Source organism: Bradyrhizobium sp., from assembly GCF_019244115.1.
In the GTDB taxonomy this organism is placed as follows: Bacteria; Pseudomonadota; Alphaproteobacteria; order Rhizobiales; family Xanthobacteraceae; genus Bradyrhizobium.
In genome coordinates, this window is record NZ_JAFATE010000722.1 from 15,314 (window position 1) to 34,700 (window position 19,387).

The window sequence follows — 19,387 nt, forward strand, 5'->3', positions numbered from 1 at the left end:
GCGGGGCGCCGTGAACATTGACGCTTGCTTTCGGCCTGGCATGGAATGGAGAGGATGATGACGGTCGCGGATGTGCACGACCTGGATCCGCAGGAAACCCGGGAATGGCTGGACGCCCTATCGGCAGTCCGCGGTCATCGCGGCAATGAACGAGCCGAGTTCGTCGTCAATGCAGTTGTTGACGCCGCGCGCCGCGAAGGCCTCCGGATAGAGCAGTCGCTGACGACGCCCTACTGCAACACGATCCCGAGGGGCCAGCAACCGGCGCTGCCGGGCGATCGTGCGATCGAGCACAAGCTTCGCTCGATCATCCGCTGGAACGCCCTTGCGATCGTTCTGCGCGCCAACAAGGAAAGCTCAGAGCTTGGCGGTCACATCGCGAGCTTCCAGTCCGCTGCCACGCTCTACGACATCGGCTTTGGCCATTTCTGGCATGCGCCCACAGATGGCCACGGCGGCGATCTGATTTTCGTCCAGGGGCACAGCTCGCCGGGCATTTACGCGCGCGCCTTTCTTGAGGGGCGGCTGAGCGAGGAGCAGCTCCTCAGCTTCAGGCAGGAGACCGGCGGCAAGGGTTTGTCGAGCTACCCGCATCCCTGGCTGATGCCGGATTTCTGGCAATTCCCGACTGTGTCGATGGGGCTTGGGCCGTTGATGGCGATCTATCAGGCGCGGTTCCTGAAATATCTGCAGAACCACAAGCTGGCCGAAACCTCCAATCGCAAGGTCTGGGCCTTCATGGGCGACGGCGAAACGGATGAGCCGGAGTCCCTTGGCGCGATCTCGCTCGCCGGTCGCGAAAAACTCGACAACCTGATCTTCGTCATCAATTGCAATCTCCAGCGTCTCGACGGGCCGGTTCGTGGTAACGGCAAGATCGTCCAGGAGCTTGAGAGCGTCTTCCGGGGCGCCGGCTGGAACGTCATCAAGGTGCTGTGGGGTTCGGGCTGGGACCGCCTGCTCGAAAGGGACAACAGCGGATTGCTGCTGAAGCGCATGGAGGAATGTGTCGACGGCGAGTACCAGGATTTCAAGAGCAAGAGCGGCGCCTATATCCGCGAACGCTTCTTCGGCAAGTACGATGAATTGAAACAGCTCGTCGCCGACATGAGCGACGACGAGATCTGGAACCTCGCGCGCGGCGGCCACGATCCGGAAAAGGTTTTTGCGGCCTACGCAGCGGCGGTAAACCACAAGGGCCAGCCGACGGTCATCCTGCCGAAGACGGTCAAGGGCTACGGCATGGGCGAATCCGGCGAAGGCCAGATGATCGCGCATCAGGCCAAGAAGATGACGCAGGACGCGCTGCGCGGCTTTCGCGACCGCTTCCAGGTGCCGGTCGCCGATGAGGACCTCGCAAAAGTCCCTTTCATCCGCCTTCCCGAAGACAGCCCGGAGATGAAGTATTTCCGAGCGCAGCGCGAACGGCTCGGCGGCAGCCTGCCGCAGCGCCGGCGGAAGTCCGCGTCCTTGCAAATTCCGCCGCTGTCGACGTTCCAGCGGCTGCTCGACAGCACGGGCGAGCGAGAAATATCGACCACGATGGCGTTCGTGCAGATGCTGGGCAGCCTCGTGCGCGACAAGGCGATCGGCAAGCATATCGTGCCGATCGTGCCGGACGAATCCCGGACCTTCGGCATGGAAGGCATGTTCCGCCAGCTCGGCATCTATTCGTCCGTCGGTCAGCTCTACAGGCCGCAGGATGCCGACCAGCTGATGTACTACCGCGAGGACAAGAGCGGGCAGGTTTTACAGGAGGGCATCAACGAAGGCGGGGCCATGTCGAGCTGGATCGTCGCCGCGACGTCGTACAGTACGAACAACGTGCCGATGATTCCGTTCTACATTTATTATTCGATGTTCGGCCTGCAGCGCGTCGGTGATCTGGCGTGGCTCGCCGGCGACATGCGCGCGCGAGGTTTTCTGCTCGGCGGCACCGCTGGCCGCACCACACTGAACGGCGAGGGATTGCAGCACGAGGACGGCCACAGCCACGTTCTCGCCGCGACCATTCCGAACTGCGTCTCCTATGATCCGGCCTTCGCCTATGAAGTCGTGACGATCGTCCGCGAGGGCATGCGCCGCATGTACGAGGCGCAGGAAGACGTCTACTATTACATCACGCTGATGAACGAGAACTATCCGCATCCCGCGCTCGCCGATGCAGGCGAGGGTGCGGAGGAAGGAATTCTCAAGGGGCTCTATCTCCTGAAGAATGGTGGCGAGACCGCGAAGAAGGAGCTTCGCGTTCAGCTGGTCGGCTCGGGTACGATCCTGCGCGAGGTGATCGCGGCGGCCGATCTGCTCAAGGCGGACTACGGCGTCACCGCGGATGTGTGGAGCGCGACAAGCTTCAACGAGCTGCGTCGCGATGGCATGACGGCGGAGCGCTGGAACCTGCTGCATCCGATCGAGCCGCGTCGCAAGAGCTGGGTGGAAGCGCAGCTCGAAGGCCATCCGGGGCCGGTCGTGGCATCCACCGACTACATGCGCAACTACCCCGACCAGATCCGGGAATACGTGCAGGCCGCCGGACGGCGCTATGTCGTGCTCGGCACCGACGGCTTTGGCCGCAGCGATTATCGCGTAAAACTCCGGAATTTCTTCGAGGTCGACCGCCATTACGTCGCGATCGCTGCGCTCAAGGCGCTCGCCGACGAGGGAACGATCAAGCCGGCCGTCGTGGCCGAGGCCATCGCCAAATATCAAATCGACACCAGGCGCGCTGCGCCCTGGACCATGTGAGGCAGCGGAGCCGAGGACTTTGCGATGAGTGGTCTGATCGACATCAAGGTTCCAGATATCGGTGACTTCAAGGACGTCCCGGTCATCGAGATTTTCGTCAAGCCGGGCGACAGGGTGAAGTCCGAGGATCCGCTGGTCGCGCTGGAGTCCGACAAGGCGACGATGGAAGTGCCCTCGCCGCGGGATGGCGTCGTGAAATCGATAGTCGTCAAGATTGGCGACAAGGTGAGCGAAGGCGCCGTCATCGTGCAGTTCGAGGGCGCGAGCGCGGAGCAGGCCGAAACTCGCCCGGTCGTCAGCGCGCCGCCGGCGCCGGTCAGCGCACCGGCCGGTATCGCCGAGGTGCGCGTTCCCGACATCGGCGACTTCAAGGACGTCCCGGTCATCGAAATCTTCGTCAAACCCGGCGACAGCGTGAAAGCGGAGGATCCCCTGATCGCGCTAGAGTCGGACAAGGCGACCATGGAGGTGCCGGCGCCGCTGTCCGGTACCGTCCGCGAGATCAAGCTGAAGAGCGGAGACAAGGTCAGCGAAGGCTCGCTCATCCTCGTGCTCGCGACCGGCGAGGTGCCTGCGGCGGCTCCTTCGTCGGCGCCCACATCGCCTGTTGTCGCGGCCGTTCCCGTGGCGCAAGCCAACGCGATCGACGAGAACGCCTTTGCGCTTGCCTATGCCGGTCCGGCGGTCCGCAAGCTGGCGCGCGAACTGGGTGTCGATCTCGGCAAGGTCAAGGGCTCCGGCAATCATGGCCGCATTCTGCGCGAAGACGTCGAGACGTCAGCGAAAGGCGGTGCCGTATCTGCCAAGCCGGAAGCGGCGAAAACTGCAAGCGGCGTCGGGGGCATCGATCTTCTGCCCTGGCCCAAGGTCGACTTCGCGAAGTTCGGCCCGGTCGAGCGCAAGGACCTCGGCCGCATCAAGAAGATCTCGGCCGCAAACCTTCACCGCAACTGGGTCGTCATTCCGCATGTCACGACTCATGACGAGGCCGATATCACCGACCTCGAGCAGTTCCGGGTGAAAATGAACAAAGAGCTCGAGAAGAGCGGCGTAAAACTCTCGCTCCTGCCATTCATGGTGAAGGCCGCAGTCGCAACGCTGCAGAAGTTTCCGGAGTTCAATGCCAGCCTCGACGGCGACACGCTCGTCTACAAGAACTACTGGCATATCGGTTTTGCCGCGGACACGCCGAATGGGTTGATGGTGCCGGTGATCCGCGATGCCGACAAGAAATCGGTGCCGGACATTGCCAAGGAGATGAACGAACTCGCAAAACTCGCGCGCGAGGGCAAGATCAAGCCCGACCAGATGCAGGGCGGGACTTTTTCGATCTCTTCGCTCGGCGGCATCGGCAGCATCTACTTCACGCCGATCATCAACGCGCCGGAGGTCGCGATCATGGGTGTCTGCAAGGGCTACTGGAAGCAGCATTCGGCGGACGGCAAGACCTGGACGTCGCGCCTGACCTTGCCATTGTCGCTGTCCTGGGATCACCGCGTCATCGACGGCGCGGCGGCGGCGCGCTTCAACGTCTATTTCGCTAGCGTACTCGCCGATCTCAGGCGCGTGCTGTTCTGAGGAACGGGAGGAGCGGCGTGGCTCAGCAGATCGAAGTGAAGGTCCCGGATATCGGCGACTTCAAGGACGTCGCCGTGATTGAAGTTTTGGTGAAGCCGGGCGAGACCGTCGCGGTCGAGACCAGTCTCATCATCGTCGAGTCTGACAAGGCGTCGATGGAGATCCCGTCCTCGCACGCAGGTGTGGTCAAGGACGTCAAGATCAAGACCGGCAACAAGGTGAGCGAAGGATCGACCATCCTGGTGCTGGAGGCGGCTGATGTGGCAGCCGCGACACCCGCAGCGGCATCGCAGCCGGTTGCCGCCAGTCCGCCGCCTGCTGCGCCGTCCGCGGTATCCTACCGCGGCAAAGCCGACGTTGAATGCGACATGCTGGTGCTCGGCGCCGGCCCCGGCGGCTACTCGGCGGCGTTCCGCGCTGCCGATCTCGGCATGAAGACCGTGCTGGTCGAACGTTACGATACGCTCGGGGGCGTGTGCCTCAATGTCGGCTGTATTCCGAGCAAGGCGCTGCTGCATACGGCGTCCGTGATCGACGAGGTGAAAAATCTCCCTGATCATGGCATTTCGTTCGGAGCACCGCAGATCGACCTCGACAAGCTGCGCGCGTTCAAGGACGGCGTGATCAAGAAGCTGACGGGCGGCCTTGCCGGCATGGCCAAGGCCCGCAAGGTCGAGGTCATGACCGGCGTCGGAAGCTTCCTCGACGCGCATCATCTCGAGGTTGTTTCGTCCGAAGGCAAAAAGACGGTCAAGTTCGCCAAGGCCATCGTCGCCGCCGGCGGCCAGGCCGTAAAACTGCCGTTTCTGCCCGACGACCCGAGGATTGTCGATTCGACCGGCGCACTACAGCTCAAATCGATCCCCAAGCGCATGCTGGTGATCGGCGGCGGCATCATCGGCCTCGAAATGGCGACAGTCTATTCGACGCTTGGCACACGCATCGATGTCGTCGAGATGCTCGATGGCCTGATGCAGGGGGCCGACCGTGACCTGGTGAAGGTGTGGGAGAAGATGAACGCGCAGCGCTTCGGCAAGGTCATGCTGAAGACCAAGACCGTCGGCGCGAAGGCGACCGAGGCTGGCATCGAGGTGAGCTTCGAGGGCGAACAGGCGCCTGCCGGGCCGCAGGTCTACGACCTCGTCCTCGTGGCGGTCGGTCGAAGCCCGAACGGCGGGAACATCGGCGCCGAAAAGGCCGGGATCGCCCTGACCCGGCGAGGTTTCATCGAAGTCGACAGGCAGATGCGCACCAACGTGGCGCACATCTTTGCAATCGGCGACATCGTGGGCCAGCCGATGCTGGCCCATAAGGCAGTGCATGAAGGCCATGTGGCCGCCGAAGTCGCGCATGGCGAGCAATCATATTTCGACGCGCGGCAGATCCCGTCCGTGGCCTACACCGATCCGGAAGTTGCCTGGGCCGGTAAAACCGAGGATCAATGCAAAGCCGAGGGCACCAAGTTCGGCAAAGCCGTGTTCCCGTGGGCCGCATCCGGCCGCGCCATCGCCAATGGCCGCGACGAAGGTTTTACCAAGCTGCTGTTCGATGCGGCGACCCATCGCATCATCGGCGGCGGGATCGTTGGGACCCATGCAGGCGACCTGATCAGTGAAATCTGCCTCGCGGTCGAGATGGGCTGCGAGCCGGCGGACATCGGCAAGACCATTCATCCGCATCCGACTCTCGGGGAGTCGATCGGCATGGCGGCGGAGGTGTTCGAAGGCCATTGCACCGATCTTCCGCCGCAGAAGAAGAAATAGCAGCGGACGTCGATTGCCGCGAATAGCTCGGGACTGAAGGGAGTAGATGATGTCGGTTACACAGGCAGCCGCGCCGCAGAGAAAGCCATTTTACAAGATCCTGTACATCCAGGTTCTCGCGGCGATCGTGGTCGGCGCAATCGTCGGCTGGCTGTTTCCGGATTTCGCCAAGAACGATTGGATCAAGGCGATGGGCGACGGCTTCGTCAAGCTGATCAAGATGCTGATCGCGCCCGTCATCTTCTGCACGGTCGTATCGGGCATCGCCCACATCTCCGAGGTCAAGAAAGTCGGGCGTGTCGCCGTCAAGGCGCTGCTCTATTTCGAGGTCATTTCCACATTTGCCCTGGCGCTGGGCCTGATCGTCGCCAACCTGCTGCGCCCGGGAGCAGGCTTCCAGGGGCAATCGAACGCTAGCGCCGTTGCCGGCTACGCCAAGCAGGCGAGTGAGATGAAGTCGGTCGACTTCGTCCTCCACATCATTCCCGACACGGTGGTCGGCGCTTTCGCTCAGGGCGACATACTGCAGGTGTTGCTGTTTTCGATCCTGTTCGGGTTCGCGTTGATGACGCTCGGCGAGCGCGGCCACACGATCCGCGGATTCATCGATGACGCGGCTCACGCGATCTTCGGTGTCATCGCGATTGTCGTGAAGGCTGCCCCGATCGGCGCATTCGGCGCAATGGCCTACACGATCGGTCGATACGGCCCGCAGGCACTCGGCAATCTTGCCGGGCTCATCGCGACGTTCTACCTGACGTCGATCACCTTTGTCGTGGTCGTGCTCGGTATCGTGGCACGTGTCGCGGGCTTCTCGATCTTTCGGTTCCTCAAATACATCAAGGACGAGCTTCTGATCGTGCTCGGCACCTCGTCATCCGAGAGCGTGCTGCCGCAATTGATGGAGAAGCTGGAGCGTCTCGGCTGCTCCAAGCCGGTCGTCGGCCTGGTCGTGCCGACCGGCTATTCCTTCAACCTGGACGGCACCAATATCTACATGACCCTGGCGACGCTGTTCATCGCACAGGCGATGAACATCGACCTCAGCTTCGGCGAGCAGTTGACGATCCTGATCGTCGCCATGCTGACATCGAAGGGTGCGTCCGGCATCACGGGCGCGGGATTCATTACGCTCGCCGGTACGCTCGCTGCCGTCAGGCCCGAGCTCGTGCCCGGTATGGCGATCGTGCTCGGCATCGACAAGTTCATGAGCGAATGCCGTGCGCTGACGAACCTGTGCGGCAACGGCGTTGCCTGCGTCGTCGTTGCCTGGTGGGAGGGCGAGCTTGATCGCGAGAAGCTGAAGGTTGCGCTCGATAGCAACATCGATCCGACCGAGGTCGAGGTCGCGGTAACGACAGGCTAAAGGCACGCGAACGACGGTCGTCACAGGTCGTCGGCCGATCTTCACAGGCTCAAGAGGACCAATGCGGGCACGATCGTGTGCAGGACACGAGCGCTCGCCATGACTGCAGGTGCGAAGTCGTGGCGGAAGCGCACGGTCGGCTCGATGATGGGCGCGCTCGTCGGTGGCAACCTGGTGTTCGAAGGCCTCGCTGGTCGAGAGCGAACTGTTTGGGCACGAGGTCGGCGCATTCACCAGTGCCACCCGCCAGCGCATCGGCAAGATCGAGTACGCGAAGGGCGGGACGGTGTTTCTCGACCAAATCGAAAGCATGCCGATGAGCGTGCAGGTGAAGCTCTTGAGATCGCTGCAGGAGAGATCGATCGAGCGCGTCGATTCCAACAAGCCGCGAACCGACATGAAGCACGACGTTCGCATGCCGACCGGCATTTCCGCCGCTCGAGCGCGTGAGCGCGCCTACGCGGCCAGTTCGCGCATGACCTTGATCAGGTCCGACTTGCCCTCGAACCCGATGCCGGGAAGTTCCGGCATGATGATGTGGCCGTTCTCGACCTTCACACCATCCGGGAAGCCGCCGTAGGGCTGGAAGAGATCCGGATAGCTCTCGTTGCCGCCCAGTCCCAGTCCGGCTGCGATGTTGAGCGACATCTGATGACCTCCGTGCGGTATGCAACGGGAAGGCGACCAGCCGAACTGATCCAGCACGTCGAGTGTGCGCAGATATTCGACGAGGCCGTACGACAGGGCGCAATCGAACTGCAGCCAATCGCGGTCCGGGCGCATTCCGCCATAGCGCAGGAGGTTGCGTGCGTCCTGATGCGAGAACAGGTTTTCGCCGGTCGCCATCGGGCCGGGATAGAACTCCGAGAGCGCGGCCTGCAGGGCATAGTCGAGCGGATCGCCGACCTCCTCATACCAGAAGAGCGGATACTGGCGCAGCATTTTGGCGTAGGCGATGCCTGTCTCCAGGTCAAAGCGGCCGTTCGCGTCGACGGCGAGTTGCGCTTCGGAGCCGAGCTCTGCCAGAACCGCCTCGATGCGGCGCTGATCCTCGTCGATGGGCGCGCCGCCAATCTTCATCTTGACGACAGTGTAGCCACGATTGAGGTAGCCGCGCATCTCGGTCCGGAGCGCCGTATCGTCCTTGCCGGGATAGTAGTATCCGCCGGCCGCGTAGACGAAGACGCGTGGATTGGCCTCACGCCCCTTTTGCTCGGCAAGCATCCGGAACAACGGCTTGCCGGCAATTTTGGCCACGGCATCCCAGATCGCCATGTCGAGCGTTCCCACAGCAACCGAGCGCTCGCCGTGACCGCCAGGCTTCTCGTTGCTCATCATCGCCGCCCAGAGCTTGTGCGGATCGAAATTATCGCCGGACTCGTTCAGGACGCTGCTGGGATCGGCTTCCAGAATCCGGTTGCGGAAGCGCTCGCGGATGAGACCTCCCTGGCCATATCGACCGTTCGAGTTGAAGCCGTAGCCGACCACCCGGCGACCATCGCGTTCGACATCGGTCACGACTGCTACCAGGCTCGCGGTCATCCTGGTGAAGTCGATATAGGCGTTTCGAATGGGAGATGCGATCGGCTGGGTGACCTCGCGGACGTCGACGATGCGCATGATGCTCTCCTTGATCTCGTCTACGCTCTGAACGAGATCCGTGGGTTCCTCAAGAGGAAGTTCGACGGAGCGGTTCCTTCCGGACAGCCGCAACACGAGTTAGATCGCACAGGCGACCATCTGATTACCAGAAACGTGCGATCTGCAAAATTACAATTGTCGGGCGCGGCTCCTCCGCGTGTGGTATCCGACACATCCAGGTGCCTCCTTCGTCAACGTCGTGTCGGCCGTTCGCCTGCCCTCATTCGAACGGATCGAGCCGGGCCTGCGCCGTTTTCGTCAGCCCGGAACGGACCAGCCGGTAGGATGCTGCGAGCCTGTAGCGAAGCTCATCCTTCGACGTGCTCCAAGGCAGATTTACCCATGAGCGGTGGAAATAGGGTGCTCGCACGCCAACTCCGGCATCGATGAGCATTTGTGCCGTCTCGACGCTGTCGGTCTTGACCGAGACGCCCGGCATCGTGGAACCAATGCAAGCAAACATCTTGCCGCCGACTTTCCAGGCGTCGTGACCTCCACCCCAGGGGTCGGACACCTCGGCGCCGGGGAACGTACGGCAGATGGCATTGACGATCTGACGACTCATGGCAGCACTATAGCTGGGATGATCCTGTTGGCGGAGCCACATGCGAACCAGAACTCATGTATGCGCGGATGAGCGGGTTTTCCACGCCACACCGGCCACAACTCTGCTCATCCGATAACACGACTGGCGCCATCCGGGCGACTCACGCTAAGCATTCCGCCTCCGTCAAATCGAATGTGAGAAGAACGAGATGGTTGCTGCTGCCCGTGGACTGCCAGCGTCAGGCTATGCACTCGAAGTGGATGGTCGATTGAAAGCCGAGTTTTCGACCCGGGACGGAGCCAAGGCAGGGGCACAAGAGCTGAAGAAGCGCTTTCCCATGCTTCGGGTCAGGATCTACGATGCACAGACGAAGACACGAGAAGAGATTTAGCCCGACGCCTGCGCATCGATGTCCGGCCTGAAACGATGGACGGCCAAAGGGGCTAGGGTTCGCCTGCCTCCGACCGGTGCCAGTTCGACAGATGCGCCGCGTGCGTTGATCCGTAGGCGTCCGTCCCAAAGAAGCGGTCGTAGTACTCGGTATCGACGTGGTGCACCTGCATCACCCACATCAGATGCATTGCATCGGTGCCGCCGGGAAAGCGGCCGTGAGTCTCGTAAATATAGTTGCAGACTGCCTTGGTGCAGGCGAGCCCTTCGGCGCTGAGGCGAACCGTGCCGGCGCGATGTTCGGCCTCCGACATGCGATGCGGCACCGGCGCCGCCTCCGCGCGCGCCGTGCGCGCAAATACGGCATCAACCGCCGCGTCCATGGTCGCGTGATAGGGCGGGCAGCTTGCCTGGGTCACGCCATCGAGCCCGATCGGATTGCCAAACATCCCGCCGCTCGCCGGAGCTACGATGCGAAATCCCATGCGCTCGAGAATCTCGAGCGACAGAAACCCGCAATGCTTCCACCCGCCGAGCCCGATCGCCTCCGTCGCCAAAAACATGTTCTGGCAGATCGCAGCGGGCTCGCTGAAAACATAGTAGCAGGCCTGTCGCTCGAGGATCGATAGCGGCAAGACCTGCTCGGCGTCGATCAATCCGTCCCTGATCCAGCGTTCCGTGCCGGCCGGGCGAAAGCCGTGGCGGTCGTCGACGATATTCATGCCGCCGCTCGCGGTCGCATAGCGGCGCAGCGCGGGGTCAACGAATTGCGCAATCAATGAGATCAGCGCTGCGCTGACATCGCAGACCGGCATGAACAGCGTGGAGCCCGGCCGATTCGAATCCCAGTGATCGTGAGCGCTCACGACCGGTGCTCGGCGGGGAATCTCGAGCCGGCCGGGCTTCAGCGTCCGGCGTTGCGCACGGAAAATTTCCAGCAGCTTGCCGCGCTGTTCCCTGGTTTCGATCTCGCGCAGCTTGCTGGCTGAAACATCGTGGTCGAGAACATGAAAGCCGTCGTCATTGGTGAAGAACAGTGCGGTGTGGCCGCCGGGCCGCGTCGTCGGGAACGCGCGGCCGCTCACACGACCGTAAGGGGCCGGCGTCGGCAGGTCCCAGAATGCGAGCCCGGTGAAGCCGGCGCCCGCGCCGACCAACAGCGCCTCCTCGAGCTCGGTCAGCGGCACTGGCGCGTGGGCGGAGGTGTAGCGGAAAGGCCCCGTGGGCATCTCGAAGCCGAGCCCGAAGCGCCGGGAACGCCGGCCATAGATCGCTTCGAACAAGGGGTAGCTCCAGGCCTGGTCGAGCGGTTCGGAGGCGGTCATCCTTTGATCCTCACAGGGGTCGCAAGCGGCGGGGATGGCATGGCCTGAAAGCTAGCCTTTACTGGCCCGTCCAGATGGTCCAATTTCTTTCATCCTGGCAGACCACTTTTTCGGGGAGGCGTCATTGCACGGCTGGGCCGACCTCTATGTCTGGCAACTCGACCGCACGAGCCGCACGCCGCTGTCGCGCCAGATCTACATGCAGGTTCGCTCCGCTGTGCTGTCGGGCGCGCTTGCCGCGGGGACGCGCGTGCCGTCGTCACGCGTCATGGCATCGCGGCTTGGCGTGGCGCGGGCGTCGGTGGTCTCGGCCTACGAGCAGTTGCTGGCCGAGGGCTATGTCGAGAGCCGCCATGGCTCGGGTACCTTCATTTCGCAGGAGGTCGCGGGACTCGCGACGCGACGCCGCACAGCGCGAGCAATCAGGCGCACCGTGCCGATTCCGGCCAAGGCCTTCCCCGATTTCGAACGCTCGGCGATGCAGGGCGAGGCGCGGCCGTTCAACACCGGACGCACGCTGATCGATGCGCGCACCGCGGAGACGTGGCGCACCCTGACGCATCGCGCCGTGCGCCAGCTCGGGCCGTACGACCTCGGCTACGCCGATCCGGCGGGCCTCGTCGAACTGCGCGCCAACATATGCGACTACCTGCGGGCCGCCCGCGCGGTGCGGTGCGAGCCGGAGCAGATCGTCATCACCGCGGGCACTCAGCAGGCGGTCGACATCGCAATCCGCGTGCTGCTCTCGGCGGGCGACGAGGTCTGGGTCGAGGAGCCCGGCTATCCGCTGACTTACGCACAACTCATGCTCGCCAGGGTACGACCGCACGCGATTGCAGTGGACGAGCAGGGCCTTGTGGTCGATGCCGGTCGCCGCAAGGCGCCGCGGGCGCGCGCGGTTTTCGTGACCCCGTCGCACCAGTTTCCGAGCGGGGTTGCGATGTCGATGGCGCGCCGTCTCGAACTATTGGCATGGGCGCGTCAGAGCGGCGCGTTCATTGTCGAGGACGACTACACCAGCGAGTTCCGCTATTCGGGTCCGCCCCTCGCATCGCTGCAGGGCCTCGATGAGTCAGAGCAGGTGATCTATGTCGGCACCTTCAACAAGGCGCTGTTTCCGGGACTGCGCCTCGGCTACGCCGTGGTGCCGCGGGCCTTGCTGCAGGCCTTCGTTGGCGCACGCTATCTGATCGACCGCCAGCCCGCGACACTGCAGCAGGCCGTCGTTTCGCAGTTCATGCAGCAGGGCCATTTTGCCGCGCATATCCGCCGCATGCGCCAGCTTTACCGCGAGCAGCGCGATGCGCTGGCCGAGACGCTCGTCCGCCGCGGGGCGGGCAGCCTCGAGGTGGCGCTGCCCGACCAGGGCATGCATCTCGTCGCCTACCTGCGCGATGGAACATCCGACATCGAAATCGAGGCGGCGGCGCGTCGCGCTGGCATTGTCGTCCGGGCGATCAGTCGTTTCTACCGTTCGGCGCGCCCACGTCCAGGCCTGATGCTGGGCTTTTCCGGGTTTCCGCGGCAATTGATCGTGCCCGCCGCCGCACGGCTTGCGATGCTGGTCGCAAATCGCGATCGCAGGTAGAACGAACCGCGATCGCCTCGCACCTTTGCGGCGGACGGTTGTTGAGCTTAATCTGCGGGAAGCGGCCTCGCATTTCCGGATCATGTCAGGGGGACGTCATGGCACGTCACACCTTCTTCTGTGTCGACGCCCACACCTGCGGCAACCCGGTTCGCGTGGTCGCCGGCGGCGGTCCGCTCCTGCCGCATGTCGCGATGGCGGAGAAGCGTCAGATCTTCATGCGGGATTACGATTGGGTCCGGCAGGCCCTGATGTTCGAGCCGCGCGGACACGACATCATGTCAGGAGCAATCCTCTATCCATCATCGCGCGAGGACTGCGACATCGGAGTCCTGTTCATCGAGGTCAGCGGCTGCCTCCCAATGTGCGGCCACGGCACGATCGGAACGGTGACCGTGGCGCTCGAAGAGGGCTCGTCGTTCCGAGGCAGGAAGGACGACTGGCCATCGAAGCGCCGGCCGGCCGGGTCGCGATCGAGTATCAGAAAAACGGGCCGTATGTTGAAGAAGTCAGGCTATTCAATGTCGCGAGCTATTTGCATGCGCGCGACGTTACGCTCGATGTACCGGGGGTCGGCGCGCTCGTCGTCGATCTGGCCTATGGCGGCAACTACTACGTCATCGTCGAACCGCAGGCAAATTGGTCCGGTCTCGATGGCATGTCCGCTGATGAGATCAGGCGGCTCGGCCCGCTGGTGCGCGCGGCCGCTCAGCGGGCGTTGAAGCCCGTGCACCCCCTGGACGAGCGGATTGCCGGCGCGAGCCACGTGATGTGGTGCGACGAACCGAAATCGCCGGCAGCCGATGCCCGCAATGCCGTTTTCTATGGCGACAAGGCCATCGACCGCTCGCCATGCGGAACGGGCTCGTCCGCGCGCATGGCTCAACTGGTGACGCGCGGGCGTCTCAAGGTCGGGGACAGTTTTGTCCATGAGAGCATCATCGGCACGATGTTCAACTGCCGCGTCGAAGGCGAGGCAAGGGTCGGCGCGTATTCTGCAATCCTGCCGAGCGTGGCAGGATGGGCGCGCGTGATCGGCCACAACACGATTTTCGTGGACGACCGCGACCCGCTCGCGCACGGCTTTCAGTTGGGCTGAGGCCGCCTCATCGAGAACCCCGGCACGACATGCTCGATATTCACTGTGATCATGACTATTGATTTTGAAGGATAACGTCCCGTTGTCTATGCTTCCTCCAAGCAGCACGGCGCGCCGGGGCGTCAAAGGCAAAAGAGAAGCTTTCATGTCGATGATCTCGGCGCGCATCGAGCGTCTTCCGTTCGCCCCCTTCCACAAGCGGTTGCTGTTGATGGGCGGGCTCGGCTACACGTTCGACGCGATGGACGCCGCGGTGCTGGCTTTCATCTTCCCGGTGCTCCGCACCGCCTGGGGGCTTTCCAGCGTCCAGATCGGCCTGCTCGGCAGCAGCACCTATATCGGCTTCCTGTTCGGCGCCTTGCTGGCCGGAACGCTCGGCGACCTGATCGGCCGCCGCGCGGTTATGATGTGGGCCTTGGCGCTCTACAGCGCGGCCTCGCTGGTCAGCGCGGCCGTTGACACCTGGCCGTCTTTCTTCGCCGCGCGCATCGTCGCGGGCATGGGCACCGGTGCCGAAAGCGCGATCATTGCGCCATATCTTGCGGAATTCGTTGCCCGGCGTTTCCGGGGCAGTTTTACGGGCGCATTGGCGGGCTTCTTCTCTTTCGGCTTCGTGGCTGCGGCGCTGCTCGGCTATTTCATCGTTCCTGCGCAGGAGAATGGCTGGCGCATCGTGCTGGTGATCACCGCGCTGCCCGTGGTCATGCTGCTGTGGTGGCGCAGGGCGCTGCCCGAATCGCCACGTTGGCTGGAAAGTCGGGGGAGGACGAAGGAAGCTGAAGCCGTCCTGGAGAAGATCGAGGCCGTTTTCGCACGCGAGGGCTACGTGCTGCCGCAGCCGGTTGCCGAGGTGACCGCTCGGTCCGCCAAAGGCGGAACCCTGTTTGCGAATTTCGTGGCGCTGCTCGCCGGTCGGCAGGCGCGCATCACGATCATGACCTGGATCATGTGGCTGTCGATCACCTTCAGCTATTATTCGTTCTTTGTCTGGATTCCGGGACTCCTGGTCCAGAACGGAATGAGCATCACAAAAAGCTTCTCCTATTCCCTGGCGATCTATTGCGCGCAGGTGCCGGGCTATTTCAGCGCCGCCTGGTTCAACGAGCGCATCGGCCGCCAGGCCACCATCGCCTGCTACATGCTGTTCGGCGGCGCTGGCGCGCTCGGGCTTGCCTTCGCGCAGAGCGATCAGGAGATCATGCTTGCCGGCATTTGCCTGTCTTTTTTCATGAACGGCACCTACGCGGGCGTTTACGCCTATACGGCCGAGGTTTTCCCGACGGCGATCCGGACCACGGGCGCCGGGCTCGCCTCGGCGATCGGTCGCATCGGCGCGATCGTCTCGCCGATCCTGGTCGGCTATCTTTATCCGACTTTCGGCTTTGCCGGCGTGTTCGGCACGACGACCAGCGTGCTCTTGATCGGAGCCGTGGCCGTGGTGCTGATGGGTATACCGACGCGCGGACGCTCGCTGGAAGATATTGCGGCGAGCGAGACTGCATGACGCTGCCTCACACCGTTTTCTGACTTCTGCCTCGTCCTGACCGACGGAAACATCATGTCCAGCATACTGTTCAAGAACGCCGCTCTGCTCGATCCGCTCGAACCCGAACTGCGCGAGGGACATCACGTGCTGGTCGAGGACAACCTCATCAAGGAAGTCGCGGACCGGCCGTTGCAGGCGAGCGCTGATCGAACCATCGATCTGAAGGGCAGGACGCTGATGCCCGGCCTGATCGATCTCCACGTGCACGCCATCGCCGTGGAGCTCAATCTGGCGCAGCAGGTGCACATGCCGAACGTGCTGGTGACGCTGCGCTCGACGCTGCTGCTCCGCGGCATGTTGCGGCGGGGCTTTACGACGGTCCGCGATGCCGGCGGCGCCGGCCATGCCTTGAAGCAGGCGATCGACACTGGCCTAACCGATGGTCCGAGGCTGTTCGTATCCGGCCGGGCGCTCAGCCAGACCGGCGGCCACGGCGACATGCGCGCGCGCTCCGACTATCTGATCGATAACCCGCCTTGCGCCTGTTGCGTGCGCGTGGGTGCGCTGGCGCGCGTTGCCGATGGGGTCGATGGCGTGCGCAAGGCGGCGCGCGAGGAACTCTTGATGGGCGCCGATCAGATCAAGATCATGGCATCGGGCGGAGTGGCATCGCCGACCGATCCGGTGGGAGCGTGGGGCTATTCGGAGGATGAGATCCGCGCCATCGTCGAGGAGGCGCGGGCACGCCAGACCTATGTGCTCGCTCACGCCTATACCGCCGAAGCCATCAGCCGCGCAGTGCGTTGCGGCGTGCGCACCATCGAGCACGGCAATCTGGTCGATCTTCCGACCGCACGCCTGATGGCCGAAAGGGGCGTCTATGCGGTCCCGACGCTGGTCACCTATGAGGCCCTGGCCAGCGAGGGGGCCCAATATGGCTTGCCTGCCGAGAGCGTGGCCAAAATTGCCGACGTGCGCGATGCCGGCTTGCGCTCGCTGAAAATCTTTCAGCAGGCCGGCGTGAAGATGGGATTCGGAAGCGATCTGTTAGGTCCCTCGCAGCGGCTGCAGAGCGAGGAGTTCCGAATCCGCGCCAACATCCTGGGCGCCCGTGAGGTCATCGCCAGCGCGACCATGATCGGCGCCGAGGTGCTGGGCATGCAAGGCAGGCTCGGCCGGATCGTGCCCGGGGCCTGGGCGGATCTGCTCGTGGTCGAGGGCAACCCGCTCCGCGATATCTCGTGCTTGCTCGGCCAGGGCGAACATATTCCGCTGGTCATGAAGGCGGGCAGGATGCAGGTGGACAGGCTGAACCCCTAGCAGCCGGCAACGGGCGTCCAGCGGGAGGACAAGGACGGCCAGTCAGTTCGAGCGCTCACTCTCCCGGTGTTGCGATACCCGCTGCAGTTTCGCAGCGGATTAGAGCCTTTCCGTTCCAATTGAATCGGAACGGAGGCTCTAGATTCTTGTTTTGACGCGTTTTCTTCATGCGAACCGGTGCCCACTTCGCTCGAAAATGCTCCCGCTAATTGTTGGACCAGGTCACACCAGACAAATTACCAGCGTCCCTCGAATCCGAAGTTCGCCTGAGAAATGCGGAACGGGACGAACTTCGGGTTTCGGGACACTAGCGCTGATGGCCGAGGCCGATGCCGAGCGTCCCGGCCTTTTGCCTCAACGATCCTTCCGATCTCTTCATCAACTTCGCGAGCTTCGAAACCGGCGTCTTTGCCTTCGAATGCTGCTTGAGCAATTTGATGTCGGCTGCGGTGTATGGTTTGCGGGTCGGTCTCTTCTTTGTCGCTTTGGCCAATTTACTCTCCTCGAATTGGATGGCACGTCATATCATCTTTGGTCTTGTCAGCAAGCGGAACGATTTTCCGACCTTCTCGGTCAGGAGCCGGTCGGTCCTGATTTTCATGGCCATGGGCTACGATTTTCCCGCCACTGTTGAAAATTTCTCGGTGGTATCGCCTGTAAGGATCAAGGCGAGAGCTCTGACACGAGAGCAGATACGTCACACGCTCAGGACGCGACCTTCGTCGCAACCGGCGCCGCGCCCGACCAGGCGTGTGCGATGAGATCACGGATGGCGTTGCGTTCGAGGGGGCGCGGATTCCAGTAGGCATTGGTCACGGCAAGCTCGGCCGCCTTGTCGATACCGCTCTCGGGCATTCCGATATCGCGCAGCGCCAGCTTTGCATTGAGCCGGCGCGCGAGGTCGTAGAGTCCTTGCGCGGCATCACTGGCGCCAATCGCGCGGGCGATCCGCGCCACGGCCTCGGGCACGAGCGGCGCGTTATAGGCCACCGCATGGGGAAGGACGATGGTGTGCGTTTCGGCGTGGGGCAGGTCAAAGGTGCCGCCGAGCGTATGACAAAGCTTGTGATGCAGGGCCATCCCGACCGTGCCCAGGCAGACGCCACAGAGCCACGCGCCGTAGAGCGCCTGGCTGCGGGCTTCGCGATCGCCGGGCGTTGCTATGATGGAAGGCAACGCATCGGCCAGTGCGCGGATGCCTTCCTCGGCCATCAGCGAGATCACGGGATTGCGGTCGCGCGCATAGAGCGCTTCCACTGCGTGTGCGATCGCGTTGATGCCCGAGGTCGCGGCCAGGCTTGCGGGCAACGACAGGGTCAGGTCGACATCGTAGATCACGGTTTCGGGCAGGACGTCGTTGGTGCGAACGGTGGTCTTCAGGCCGTCCTTGGTCTCGCCGAGAATGGGTGTCATCTCGGAGCCGGCATAGGTGGTGGGAATGCAGAGCTGGTTGACGCCGGTGCGCAAGGCGAGGGCCTTGCCCAGTCCCGTGGTCGATCCACCGCCGAGCGAGACGACGCAGTCGGCATCCAGCTCCTTCATGGCGATGAGTGCCTGGTCGGTTATTTCAACCGGCGTATGCATCGTGGCGCCCGCAAAAATCCCGGTGAAAAGCGAGCCCAATGATGCGCCGAGCCTGCGACCCTCAGCTTCCTGCTGCGGTGTGGTCAGGACCAGCGAGCGCTTGCCGCCAAACCGCTTGATCTCGTCGGCCGCAGCGCCCAGCGTGCCGCTGCCGAAGATGACGCGGCAAGGCAGACTTTCGAAGGTGAACGAGCCGATCATGCGCTGGCCTCCAGAACCGGGAGACATCGTAGCGCGATCCGGGTCGATACAAAAGAGACAGTGCGCGCACCTGCTGATCCCTGATGCACCGGGATGACCGATGTCGCCCGATGTGAAGCTCCGGCACGAGCTGTGAGAACAGCCTTGCAGTGTGTTAGAACGGCACGTCTCTGAACTGATCGACTGGGATGTGAGTCTTTTGAGAACGAAGAGACAGGAACGGATGTGCGTGATCAACGTGGAGGGACTGAAAATTGAAACGGACTGACCGAGACGGACACATTTCCATCCGGCGCCTGTTCGACCTTGAAGTCCACCTGCTTTTCCGCAGTCGCATCCTCTACCGTCGCATACAATAAGGCGCTGCAAGTCGCTGCTCGCTTGCTTCTTGAATTCATGATGATCGTATTATCCAACCTGTATGAGGCACTTTGTCTTGCCTTTTCCCAAATGACCGATTTTTCGGCCTCTCTGCTCGCATTGTTTACTCTGGCCTCAACCGCGCTCGAATTCCTCGCGGCGTAGTCGACGAGCGCGTTGTTGCTGTCGCCGGAAACGATCTTGAGCACTGAATTGCGCGTATCCGGGCTATCGCACTCTGGTCCGGCCTGGCCACAACCAGTCAGCAGAAGCAGGGCAGGAAGACTCCACAAGGCCGTCCGTCGATCCGGAAAATACGTCGTCGCATGCTCACGATGATCTATCGGTGTGTTCGACATCGGCTTCCGTCACCGGAGCGGACTCCAAAATACTG

General features: G+C 62.9%; 13 protein-coding genes and 2 pseudogenes. 9 read left to right on the plus strand and 6 right to left on the minus strand.

Translation table 11 applies throughout. The features are described from left to right. The first annotated feature begins 54 nt into the window (after positions 1-54). The 5 genes and pseudogenes from aceE to JOZ76_RS31095 form a co-directional block, all read left to right on the plus strand. Positions 55-2,745, plus strand: coding sequence for a pyruvate dehydrogenase (acetyl-transferring), homodimeric type (gene aceE, locus JOZ76_RS31075; RefSeq protein WP_291705219.1), 2,691 nt, complete (start codon positions 55-57; stop codon positions 2,743-2,745). A 24-nt stretch (positions 2,746-2,769) separates the two neighbouring features. Beyond that, entirely contained in the window at positions 2,770-4,323 is a 1,554-nt protein-coding gene (locus JOZ76_RS31080; RefSeq protein WP_291705220.1) for a dihydrolipoyllysine-residue acetyltransferase, read from the plus strand. A 17-nt stretch (positions 4,324-4,340) separates the two neighbouring features. Then, the gene (lpdA, locus tag JOZ76_RS31085) at positions 4,341-6,086 is read left to right on the plus strand and encodes a dihydrolipoyl dehydrogenase (RefSeq protein WP_291705221.1); all 1,746 of its coding nucleotides are present in this window, start codon (positions 4,341-4,343) and stop codon (positions 6,084-6,086) included. 46 nt (positions 6,087-6,132) lie between these two features. Then, positions 6,133-7,452 (plus strand): dicarboxylate/amino acid:cation symporter, encoded by a 1,320-nt coding sequence (locus tag JOZ76_RS31090; protein ID WP_291705222.1) that lies wholly within the window; start codon positions 6,133-6,135, stop codon positions 7,450-7,452. A 187-nt stretch (positions 7,453-7,639) separates the two neighbouring features. Next, positions 7,640-7,840 (plus strand): annotated as a pseudogene (locus tag JOZ76_RS31095) (sigma 54-interacting transcriptional regulator); the annotation flags it as partial. A 68-nt stretch (positions 7,841-7,908) separates the two neighbouring features. Here the strand turns inward: JOZ76_RS31095 and JOZ76_RS31100 are convergent. The 3 genes from JOZ76_RS31100 to JOZ76_RS31110 form a co-directional block, all read right to left on the minus strand. After that, on the minus strand, positions 7,909-9,072 hold the full coding sequence (locus JOZ76_RS31100; RefSeq protein ID WP_291705223.1) for a mandelate racemase/muconate lactonizing enzyme family protein: 1,164 nt from the start codon (positions 9,070-9,072) through the stop codon (positions 7,909-7,911). 241 nt (positions 9,073-9,313) lie between these two features. Next, complete coding sequence (locus JOZ76_RS31105; RefSeq protein WP_291705224.1) at positions 9,314-9,700, minus strand: MmcQ/YjbR family DNA-binding protein; 387 nt, start codon at positions 9,698-9,700, stop codon at positions 9,314-9,316. Positions 9,701-10,083: 383 nt separating this feature from the next. Then, positions 10,084-11,355, minus strand: coding sequence for a hypothetical protein (locus JOZ76_RS31110; RefSeq protein ID WP_291705225.1), 1,272 nt, complete (start codon positions 11,353-11,355; stop codon positions 10,084-10,086). 124 nt (positions 11,356-11,479) lie between these two features. Here JOZ76_RS31110 and pdxR point away from each other — a divergent pair, with 124 nt between their 5' ends. From pdxR to JOZ76_RS31130, 4 genes and pseudogenes are all read left to right on the plus strand, one after another. After that, complete coding sequence (gene pdxR, locus JOZ76_RS31115) at positions 11,480-12,943, plus strand: MocR-like pyridoxine biosynthesis transcription factor PdxR (protein WP_291705226.1); 1,464 nt, start codon at positions 11,480-11,482, stop codon at positions 12,941-12,943. A 98-nt stretch (positions 12,944-13,041) separates the two neighbouring features. Then, positions 13,042-14,042, plus strand: a pseudogene (locus tag JOZ76_RS31120) (4-hydroxyproline epimerase). 145 nt (positions 14,043-14,187) lie between these two features. Continuing rightward, on the plus strand, positions 14,188-15,546 hold the full coding sequence (locus JOZ76_RS31125; protein WP_291705227.1) for an MFS transporter: 1,359 nt from the start codon (positions 14,188-14,190) through the stop codon (positions 15,544-15,546). A 54-nt stretch (positions 15,547-15,600) separates the two neighbouring features. Then, entirely contained in the window at positions 15,601-16,848 is a 1,248-nt protein-coding gene (locus JOZ76_RS31130; protein ID WP_291705228.1) for a metal-dependent hydrolase family protein, read from the plus strand. Positions 16,849-17,155: 307 nt separating this feature from the next. On the opposite strand, the gene JOZ76_RS31135 is transcribed toward JOZ76_RS31130, so the two are convergent. The 3 genes from JOZ76_RS31135 to JOZ76_RS31145 all read right to left on the minus strand — a co-directional run bounded on the left by JOZ76_RS31135 (position 17,156) and on the right by JOZ76_RS31145 (position 19,352). Beyond that, on the minus strand, positions 17,156-17,341 hold the full coding sequence (locus JOZ76_RS31135; RefSeq protein ID WP_291705229.1) for a hypothetical protein: 186 nt from the start codon (positions 17,339-17,341) through the stop codon (positions 17,156-17,158). A 212-nt stretch (positions 17,342-17,553) separates the two neighbouring features. Continuing rightward, positions 17,554-18,633, minus strand: coding sequence for a maleylacetate reductase (locus JOZ76_RS31140; protein ID WP_291705230.1), 1,080 nt, complete (start codon positions 18,631-18,633; stop codon positions 17,554-17,556). A 233-nt stretch (positions 18,634-18,866) separates the two neighbouring features. Continuing rightward, entirely contained in the window at positions 18,867-19,352 is a 486-nt protein-coding gene (locus JOZ76_RS31145; RefSeq protein ID WP_291705231.1) for a hypothetical protein, read from the minus strand. Positions 19,353-19,387 lie beyond the last annotated feature (35 nt).

Coding starts and splice junctions, on each gene's coding strand:
- aceE (WP_291705219.1), top strand. CDS start 55: ATGATGACGGTCGCGGATGTGCACGACCTGGATCCGCAGGAAACCCGG.
- JOZ76_RS31080 (WP_291705220.1), top strand. CDS start 2,770: ATGAGTGGTCTGATCGACATCAAGGTTCCAGATATCGGTGACTTCAAG.
- JOZ76_RS31090 (WP_291705222.1), top strand. CDS start 6,133: ATGATGTCGGTTACACAGGCAGCCGCGCCGCAGAGAAAGCCATTTTAC.
- JOZ76_RS31100 (WP_291705223.1), bottom strand. CDS start 9,072: ATGCGCATCGTCGACGTCCGCGAGGTCACCCAGCCGATCGCATCTCCC.
- JOZ76_RS31105 (WP_291705224.1), bottom strand. CDS start 9,700: ATGTGGCTCCGCCAACAGGATCATCCCAGCTATAGTGCTGCCATGAGT.
- JOZ76_RS31110 (WP_291705225.1), bottom strand. CDS start 11,355: ATGACCGCCTCCGAACCGCTCGACCAGGCCTGGAGCTACCCCTTGTTC.
- JOZ76_RS31125 (WP_291705227.1), top strand. CDS start 14,188: ATGTCGATGATCTCGGCGCGCATCGAGCGTCTTCCGTTCGCCCCCTTC.
- JOZ76_RS31130 (WP_291705228.1), top strand. CDS start 15,601: ATGTCCAGCATACTGTTCAAGAACGCCGCTCTGCTCGATCCGCTCGAA.
- JOZ76_RS31140 (WP_291705230.1), bottom strand. CDS start 18,633: ATGATCGGCTCGTTCACCTTCGAAAGTCTGCCTTGCCGCGTCATCTTC.
- JOZ76_RS31145 (WP_291705231.1), bottom strand. CDS start 19,352: ATGTCGAACACACCGATAGATCATCGTGAGCATGCGACGACGTATTTT.